The organism is Mesorhizobium sp. M7A.F.Ca.AU.002.02.1.1 (assembly GCF_003998535.1).
Taxonomy (GTDB): Bacteria; Pseudomonadota; Alphaproteobacteria; order Rhizobiales; family Rhizobiaceae; genus Mesorhizobium; species Mesorhizobium ciceri.
Genome location: NZ_RZPB01000393.1, coordinates 1 through 5,781, shown reverse-complemented (window position 1 = coordinate 5,781; position 5,781 = coordinate 1). Strand labels below are relative to the sequence as shown.

Genomic DNA, 5,781 nt, shown 5'->3' with positions numbered 1-5,781 from the left:
CCACAACAACACCGGCTTCGGGACCATTGTTGGGGTTACGGAGCCGCCCCTGCCATAGGCGGGCGTTGCGCGCGGTGGCGCTGGAATAAATTACAAAATGTATTGGCCGAGCAGATTGCTTTGTGGCGGTGGGTGATCTAACGTAACGTCATGTAGAGATTGGCTTTTTACTACAAATTGAACGTTTGGGGGTGTATATGGCCGAGCCGTATCTCTCGGAAATCAAGTTGATTTCTTTCAACTTCCCTCCCCAAGGTTGGGCGTTCTGCGACGGACAGCTCCTGCCGATCAACCAGAACCAGGCATTGTTTGCTCTGCTGGGCACGACCTATGGCGGCAATGGGCAAACGACTTTCGCCTTGCCCGATTTGCGCGGGCGCGTGCCAACTCATACTGGCGGCCAAGGTCATCTCCTGGGCGAGCGGGGCGGCGAGCAGGCGCATACGCTCACACTGCCCGAGATTCCCCAGCATTCTCACACCGCCAGCGCGACATCGGATTCCGGCGATCTCTTCGTCGCCAGCGGCAATGTGCTTGCGGCGTCGCCCGCGCAGCTTTACGCGCCCGCGACATCGAACCTGACAACGCTGGTGCCCAGCAGCGTCACCACGATGGGCGGCAGCCAGGCACATGAAAACATGCAGCCCTATCTGGTGCTGAATTTTTGCATCGCCCTGCAAGGTATCTTCCCGTCGCGGAATTGAAGGACGCGCAGTCATGACAGTTTACATCGGCGAGATTCGCATGTTCGCGGGGAACTTTGCGCCCGCCGGATGGGCGTTCTGTCAGGGCCAGACGATACCCATCTCCGAAAACGATGCCCTGTTCCAGTTGATCGGCACGACCTATGGCGGCGACGGTCAGGAGACATTCAACCTGCCGAACCTGGCCAGCCGCGTGCCGGTCCATCAGGGAACCGGTTTCATCATCGGGCAAACCGGCGGCGTCGAGGACGTGACGCTGAACATACAGCAAATGACCGGCCACACTCACGCCATGCTGGCGACGAGCAGCGTCTCCAACCAGACGAGCCCCGCCAACAACGTTGTGGCCCAATCGTCTACAGGCAAGCTCTATGTCGAGGACACACCGACGGCGAACCTCGCCAACCCTGTGGTCGGCATGACGGGTGGCAGCCAGCCTCACAGCAACCTGCAGCCTTACCTCTGTGTCAATTTCATCATTTCACTGTTCGGCGTTTTCCCGACCCAAACATAAGGACAGGACCATGTCGGACCAATTCGTCGCGGAAATCCGAATTTTTCCGTCCAACTTCGCACCCAGGGGCTGGGCGACCTGCGACGGTCAGCTCATGCCGATCTCGCAAAACACGGCCTTGTTCTCGCTGCTGGGCACGACCTATGGCGGCGATGGCAGATCGACCTTCAGCTTGCCGGACATGCAAGGCAATGTGCCGATGCAACCCGGCCAGGGTCAAGGGTTGGCGCTTTATGATCTAGGGCAGTTCGGTGGCTCGGATACCGTGTCTCTACTGGAATCGGAAATGCCGATGCACAATCACAACATCCGCGCCGTAACCGACCCTGCCGAGCTTCAGATCCCGACGCCGGATCGGGCGATCGCCAGGTCGAGCAACGCCAACGCCTACAAGAACACGACCGCTAACATCGTGTCGATGGCAGTGAACATGCTGGCTCCGGCAGGTGGCAGTCTGCCGCACAACAATCGCATGCCCTACCTGACATTGACTTTTTGCATCGCGCTGGAAGGCTTTTTCCCGCCGAGAGGCTGAGGAATTCCGAATCAACAAGGCAGGACCGATACGATGGCCAAGAAAGCTGAACCTAGGTCGAAGGCATCGGCCCCCGCAGCAAGGACGCCCGCGCCCGCGCCTCGGGCGGCTTCCAAGGCCAACGCCCGCTCGCGGCGATCCAGCGTCCCGCCCATCTACCAGAACAAGCCCGCCGGCGCGGCGTTCTTCGAACTGTCGCGGCTGATGGTGGTGGGCATCGATTCCGCCAAAAGTCAGTTGATCCAGAAGGCTCAAGACGCACCGAACGGGTCATGGCCCGCGGCGTGGTCGTTCATCGCGCCCGGCGCCTGGGTGATCATGACGGCGGGCCTCACCAGGGACGGTCGCGTCGCCGTGGTCGCGCAAGCCTCGGGCACCACCAACCTGTCCTTCATCACCGAAGACCCCAACCAGATCGGTCCGATCGACAAATGGACCGCGCCGACGAGCATTGGCACACCGCCCGGTGCCACCTCCTATCAGAAACTGACGATGGCGCGCGATGCCGATGGCCGCGTCGAAATCTTCCTCACCGACAATCTGGGCCGCATCTGGTGGATCTACCAGAACCCGGATGTGATTGTTCAAGTGCAGAAAACCATCACGCCGCCCGGCACGACGACGCCGATCGTCGTCACCGTCGACGAGCTCAGGCCGCCAGTCCAGCCGTGGAGCGCCTGGATCCAGCTGACCGGGCAGCTCGTGGCGATCACGGCGCTGCGCCAGGCAGACGGCCGCATCGCGCTGTTCGGCATCAACTCCGCCCTCCATCTCTATCGCTGCCAGCAGGCCAAGGTCCAGGCGCTGACGGTCGCCGACTGGACGCCATGGGTGCAGATCGACGCCGGCTACCCCTTCACGGAAATGGCGCCGATTGTCGGTCCGCTGGGCGGCACCAATCTGTTTGCCATGACGCAGCAAGGCCAGGTCCTGCACACCAAGCAATTGCCGGCCGGCTCCGACACCTGGACGGCCTGGGCGACGCCCGGTTACAGCAGGGTTCCCAAATACACGCTCTGCGCCGGCATCCAGGGCGACGGCGACATCATGCTGGTCGCCTCCGACCAGCAGCATGTCCACTCCTTCAACGCCCAATATGACGCCGCCACCCAGAACTGGTCGGGATGGCGCGATTTCGGCGGCTCCGGCGCCAACACCAGCCTGTCGCTCGACTACAATGCCGATGGCCGCCTTGCCCTGTTTTCGATGATGGTCCAGAACGACGGCACAAATGGTCTGTGGACCATCAACCAGATGGCCATGGACAGCTCCGAATGGGAGTGGACGTGGACGGCGCTGGCCACCAGCAACCTCAAGCAGATCGTCGTCGTGCGCGACCTGACGCCGCCGGTCTGACGTCAGGCAGCGTGACAGAGGCAAAGCAGGCGTATCGGCTCGCAGCCTGGTCCCGGTCGGAGAAGGCCGGGCTCGGCTTCCGCGCCGCGACAGAGGCGGATCTGCCGTTCCTGTCGCGGCTCTATGCCTCGACGCGCGTGGAAGAACTCGCCGTGACGGCGTGGACCGAGGCACAGAAGGCCGCCTTCCTCGACATGCAGTTCCAGGCGCAGCACGCGCATTACCGAAAACACTATCCCGAGGCCGACTGGCTGGTGGTGGAACGAGCGGGGAAAGACATCGGCCGGCTCTACATCGAGCGCTGGCCAGGCCAGCACCGCATCATCGACATTGCCTTCCTGCCGGAGCATCGCCGCAAGGGCTACGGCACCGCACTGCTGCGCGATCTCATCGACGAGGCATGGTTAGCCGGCAAATCAGTATCGATCCACGTCGAGAAGCACAATCCGGCCAGGTGGCTCTATGTCAGGCTCGGTTTTGCGGTGGTCGAGGACAAGGGTGTATACGATTTGATGGAATGTGCGGCGCCGAGTGGCGGGGCGGGGTGAGACGATGGCTGTCCCGCTGGCGTCAAGGTTTCGCGCCGCAGCGCAAGCGTCGCCTCAAAGAGCAAACGTCGCCTAGTTGAACACCGCTTCGTACAGCCGCCCGGCCGCATCGGCGGCGACCGGCACGATGAAGATCTCGTGGCTGCCGCTTGTGCCAGTGAAAAGGTAGGTCGCCTGCGGCAGCGCGATGTCGCGCGGGCCTCTAAACAGCAGCGAGAAACCGCCACCCGGGCGCGGGCTGGCGGCGATGGGCTTGACCGCGCTCAGTTCGAGCGGGATCTGCTTGCCCCCGGCTTCGATGGTGAAGGTTTGTCCCTGCTCGAAATCCGACACCGACGCCATCCCGTTTGCCTCAATCTTTGCGCTGGAGCGGTTCAGCGTTCGGATCCGATCCAGCTCTTTGTTTCTCCGCAATTGCCAGGGGAAAACCGCTGCACACTTTTCCCGGAATTGCTCCAGCGGCGGCACTGTCGCCGCTTCGCCGAAAGCTGTCCAGAGGCGGGGAGGCGGGGGTCGTGTTCCCCAAGACAATCGATCGCCGCAAATCCCAAAGATACAGCACCGCCTGTCCTTTTATGCGCGCAAGAGACGCTGTAGTACTTTGTCCTGCGCGGGATTCCTTTCGATCCAAGATCAGCGCAAACAAAGCATAGATCCCGGCTTCGGGACCATTGGCAGCCTGATGGGCGTGCGGGAGACGGATGATGGCGGATGCAAAGACGGACGTGACGGGCGATGCGCTGCCGCTGTTCTATTCGAGGCCCGAGGCGCTCAATCCGGCGCGGCACGGCTCGCTTGGCCTGACCGCGCGCAGTGACTTCGGCTTCGCCCGCTCGGCGCACGCCATTCCGGTGGTCGCGTCGGAAATGCCGGCGGCGATGCGCTCCTACCCGATCGTCTTCATCGGCCCGGCCAAGTCGCCGGTGATCATCACCGGCGTGCGCCAGAACGAGAATTTGTTCGTCGATGCCGACGGCAAATGGACCGGGCCGCACTACATCCCCGCCTATGTCCGGCGCTATCCTTTCATCCTGGCCGAAGACCCGACATCGGCCGGCCGGCTGACGCTGTGCGCCGACCGGGCCAGCAATCGCATCGTCGACCAGCTGCTGGCGCCGTTGCGCGACGACAAGATCCTGCCGTTCTTCGCCGGCAACGAGCCGACCGAAGCGACCAGACAGGCGCTCGCCTTCTGCAACCAGTTCCAGATCGACTTCCGAGCCACCCGCGAGATGGTCGAAAAGATCGATGCGCACGGCCTGTTTTCGCCGCGCCAGAGCAAGGTGACGCTGGAGGGTGGCGAGGTGCTCAACCTCACCGACTTCCAGGTGATCGACGAGCCGGCCTTCAACAAATTGAGCGACGAGGCGTTTCTCGACCTGCGCAAATCAGGCGCGCTCGGCCTGCTCTATTGCCACCTCGCCTCGACCAACAGCTGGACCTCGCTGGTGCATCAGGCATCGCTGCGGAAGGCGGATGGGGCGAAGGGCTGACTGTGAAAAGCTTGCGCGGTCGATCGTCTGGGCGGACAGGCGGCTAGGCAGCAACCCTTCTGTCGTGCCGCCCTTCCCTGATCTCCTCGGCGAGCTTGTCGCAGAACGCGTCGAGATCGCCGGGATTGCGACTGCTGACGAGCCCCTGGTCGGTGACGACTTCGGTGTCCTCCCACAGACCGCCGGCGTTGATCACATCGGTCTTGATCGATTTGTAAGACGTGACCCGGCGACCCCTTACGATGCCGGTCTCGGCGAGAAGCCAGGGCGCATGGCAGATCGCGCCGACGACCTTCTTGGCCGACCAGAACGATTCGACGAAGTCCAGGGCCTTTCGCTCGACGCGCAGCAGATCCGGATTGATGACCCCGCCAGGCAGGACGATCGCGTCATAGTCGTCCGACCGCGCCTCATCCAACGTCTTGTCGACAGGAATCTCCCGACCCCAGTCCTTGAGGTCCCAGCCTTTGATCTTGCCGCTTGCGAGCGACACGACATCGACCTCGGCGCCCGCCTCGCGTAATTTTTTGAGCGGAACTTCAAGCTCGGATTGTTCGAACCCGTTTGTCGCAAGGATAGCGACGCGCTTACCGGAAATATCCTGCATTGGTTTTTCTCCATCGTTAGGTGG

Annotated in this window: 8 protein-coding genes; 6 read left to right on the top strand and 2 right to left on the bottom strand. The window is 62.3% G+C overall.

From position 1 onward, the window contains the following. Nucleotides 1-197 precede the first annotated feature (197 nt). From EN879_RS22050 to EN879_RS22030, 5 genes are read left to right on the top strand one after another with little or no spacing between them, the layout of a single operon-like run. On the top strand, nt 198-704 hold the full coding sequence (locus tag EN879_RS22050; protein ID WP_063169581.1) for a tail fiber protein: 507 nt from the start codon (nt 198-200) through the stop codon (nt 702-704). A 13-nt stretch (nt 705-717) separates the two neighbouring features. Further along, nucleotides 718-1,218: a tail fiber protein gene (locus EN879_RS22045; RefSeq protein WP_063169580.1), complete on the top strand. Its 501-nt coding sequence runs from the start codon at nt 718-720 to the stop codon at nt 1,216-1,218. A gap of 10 nt (nt 1,219-1,228) precedes the next feature. Beyond that, nucleotides 1,229-1,753 (top strand): tail fiber protein, encoded by a 525-nt coding sequence (locus EN879_RS22040; protein ID WP_063169579.1) that lies wholly within the window; start codon nt 1,229-1,231, stop codon nt 1,751-1,753. A gap of 33 nt (nt 1,754-1,786) precedes the next feature. Then, nucleotides 1,787-3,109 carry a hypothetical protein gene (locus EN879_RS22035; protein WP_063169578.1) on the top strand — a complete coding sequence of 441 codons (1,323 nt, stop codon included), beginning with the start codon at nt 1,787-1,789 and terminating at the stop codon, nt 3,107-3,109. 11 nt (nt 3,110-3,120) lie between these two features. Then, on the top strand, nt 3,121-3,657 hold the full coding sequence (locus EN879_RS22030) for a GNAT family N-acetyltransferase (RefSeq protein ID WP_244514246.1): 537 nt from the start codon (nt 3,121-3,123) through the stop codon (nt 3,655-3,657). Nucleotides 3,658-3,729: 72 nt separating this feature from the next. Here the strand turns inward: EN879_RS22030 and EN879_RS22025 are convergent, their stop codons facing one another. Further along, nucleotides 3,730-4,125 (bottom strand): hypothetical protein, encoded by a 396-nt coding sequence (locus tag EN879_RS22025; protein WP_244514245.1) that lies wholly within the window; start codon nt 4,123-4,125, stop codon nt 3,730-3,732. Between the two features lie 236 nt (nt 4,126-4,361). Here EN879_RS22025 and EN879_RS22020 point away from each other — a divergent pair, with 236 nt between their 5' ends. Beyond that, entirely contained in the window at nt 4,362-5,150 is a 789-nt protein-coding gene (locus tag EN879_RS22020; protein WP_063169576.1) for a SapC family protein, read from the top strand. Between the two features lie 43 nt (nt 5,151-5,193). Here EN879_RS22020 and EN879_RS22015 read toward each other — a convergent pair whose 3' ends face one another. Continuing rightward, entirely contained in the window at nt 5,194-5,757 is a 564-nt protein-coding gene (locus tag EN879_RS22015; RefSeq protein WP_013528771.1) for a type 1 glutamine amidotransferase domain-containing protein, read from the bottom strand. Nucleotides 5,758-5,781: the final 24 nt, after the last annotated feature.